This is a genomic window from Pseudomonas citronellolis, assembly GCF_029335315.1.
Classification (GTDB): domain Bacteria; phylum Pseudomonadota; class Gammaproteobacteria; order Pseudomonadales; family Pseudomonadaceae; genus Pseudomonas; species Pseudomonas citronellolis_A.
The window spans coordinates 1-2,293 of the sequence record NZ_JARJLT010000026.1; the positions used below are offsets into that span (position 1 = coordinate 1).

The following is a 2,293-nucleotide window of genomic DNA, read 5'->3' on the forward strand; positions in this document are numbered from 1 at the left end:
ACCCGCCGTTTGCGCGCGCTGCGCGCGGAGCATCCCGCGCCACCCCTGCCGCCTTATCTGTATGAGCCGCCACCGGTGGGGTTTTCGGATATCGAAAAGCAGGCCAGGGTCGAGGGGCACGCATACCGCTACTTGCGCATCGGGCAGTTGTGTGAGCAGTTCCCCCAGCTTGAATCCGGCTGGAATGAATCAGAACTGCCCGCCTTCCATTTCCCCGATCCGAATTTCGGCGGCTTCACGGTGGACGACAAGTCCCTCAACCGACGCCATGTGCTGGAGATTTGCCCCTTCCGCGCCTGGTCGCTGGTGCTGCACCACCAGCCGGACTACAGCCTGGTCAACGCCTACAACCTGGGGCTGATGGCGAACCTGTCCTACAGCAATATCGCCCAGAACAGGAAGAAGAAATTCCCGGACGCCGAGATCGATGCCACCACCTTGCGCGGCTCGGTGGAGGAGTTCTTCTTCCGCCAGTGCCTGGACCTTTCCCGCACACCACTGATGCATGACGCCAAGGGCTCTCGCCTTCCGGCGGTAGTGGTGGATGTGCCCTTCGACGACCGCTACACCACGGTCGTGATGCTGGATACCACTGTGGCCAACCTGCCGCGAGCAGAAGCGAACATTCCGCGGCTGGTCATCGAGAACACCCAGCTGTTCTATTTCAGCAATCGCAAGGAAGTGGTGGTGGCCTGGCGCGGCACCCAGGAGCCGAAGGACTGGTTGACCGATCTCCAGTATCGGCCCCGGCGCGCGGATGGCAGCGATACCAAGTCGGAGGCCGAGACCCAGGGCACCCGGCTGGCCGCAACGGGTAATGTGCATGATGGCTTCCTCAAGGCATTCGAGGTAGCCAAGAAGCTATTTCCTGAGCGCTTCGACGATATTAATCGTCAAATGGTAGGTAAGAACGTATTTGTTTGCGGCCACAGCCTAGGTGGAGCCTTGGCGCTGATTCACTCGGCGGAACGGCAAGAGCGTCGTCCCGTGCTCTACACCTACGGCATGCCACGCACCTTCACCCACAAGGCGGTGGAGGAACTGCAGCGGGTGATCCACTTCCGCCACGTCAACGACGCCGACACCATCACCAGCGTGCCTCCCGAAGCCGACCTGGACAACCCGCTGTACGACGCGCTCGGCCCACTGGGCAATGACCTGGGCTATATCTGGTCGCTCCCCCAACTGCTGGCCAGCAAGATCCTGCCCTTCGGCGACCCATACTGCCACCACGGCGAACTCGCGATGAATTACCGCGCCGACCTGCACGCCCAGGTGCCCTATCGCGGCTCCTGGGCTCGCGGCAGCAAGGACGGCCTGGGCGCGCCACGGCACACCCGAATGCTCGAGCCCTTGTCACCGAGCAACTACATCTTCGTGGTGCCGAGCCTGGGCGAGGAAGCCACCCGCGTAGCCGAGGCGGAGCAACGGGACTATGTCGGCTCGCTCACCCGGGAAAACCTGGAGTACTACTTCCCGCCGCACACCAACCCCGAGCGCAGCGACAAGGGCACCAACCCGTTCGACCACTCGATGATCGGCCGCTACCTGTTGTTCCTGCACAACCACTTGCTGGAACTCTGCGACCCCGGGCAGACCCCGGAACGCATCGCCCTGCGGCAGAAGTTCAGGAAGACCCTGGAGGACGAGCGCATTCCCGCGGCGGAGCGGGCGCGTACCCTGGCCTTTCTCGAGCTGGAAAGCTTGCTGCCGAGCCAGGCCCTGGCGGTAACCGAACGGCTGGAAGGCGGTGTCGAGGCGTTGCAGCGCTTCAGCCGCGAGCGCGAGTTCGCCGAGATGGTCGAGGTGATGCCGCAACGCCCCTATGGCCCGGTGAGAGGCATACCGCGCGATGACGCCGAGACCGAAAGTGCCGAGCTGCAACCATGAGCCCGCACAACACGCCGCTACCGGCCGCCGACGGACAAATGCATGCGAGGAAGCCCGATATGGCCCGAGCGATTTCCCCTTCACTGGCCTGCCTGCTGATGCTGCTCAACCTCGGCGGTTGCGCGCAAAACCGCGAGCTGGCTCCACCGCCGGGCAGTGAGCAGGTGCACTTCAGCATCAAGGTGCCGCCGGAGCTGGCGGCGGACCCGATGCGGGTGATGTACCGCTCGGAAAAATGCCCGGCGAAACGCTCCGGTGCGGATTGGACCAGCTACGAGGAAGACGGCCGCCGCGCCATCGAGGTGCTGCCGGAGCGCCAGGGCAGCAGCGACCTGTATGTCGCCGACCTGGCCGTGGACGGTGGAGGCGCCTGCCAGTGGCGGCTGAGCAACGTGACCTTTGG

At 64.1% G+C, this 2,293-nt stretch carries 1 protein-coding gene and 1 pseudogene; both read left to right on the forward strand.

Annotation, left to right across the window (positions count from 1 at the left end):
* Positions 1–1,890: lipase family protein (locus P3W75_RS01665; protein WP_276225630.1), on the forward strand; the 1,890-nt coding region annotated here is incomplete at its 5' end.
* Positions 1,891–1,949: 59 nt separating this feature from the next.
* Positions 1,950–2,293, forward strand: a pseudogene (locus P3W75_RS01670) (hypothetical protein); the annotation flags it as partial.